Annotated in this window: 1 pseudogene; it reads left to right on the top strand. The window is 46.3% G+C overall.

What is annotated here, in order from left to right:
• A pseudogene (locus H4J50_RS19410) lies at positions 1-214 on the top strand (IS4 family transposase); the annotation flags it as partial.

Here is a 214-nt window from a genome sequence, read left to right as displayed (position 1 = left end):
GCCCATTGGACACAAGAAGAAGATGCTGATGATACGTGGTATGGACTCCGGTTATTTTCTGTCGATGGAACGCAATTTCGTGCACCTGATACACCTGCTCTTGCTGAGCACTTTCACTATATTAAGCACAGTAAAAACCGTCATACAGAATATCCTATTGTACGCCTATGCGCCTTAAGCTCCTTGCGTAGCCGGTTGATACACCACGTTGCCT

The organism is Colwellia sp. 6M3, assembly GCF_014077595.1.
Taxonomy (GTDB): domain Bacteria; phylum Pseudomonadota; class Gammaproteobacteria; order Enterobacterales; family Alteromonadaceae; genus Cognaticolwellia.
The sequence above is the reverse complement of the archived record's forward strand: the minus strand, read 5'-3'. Positions and strand labels throughout refer to the sequence as shown.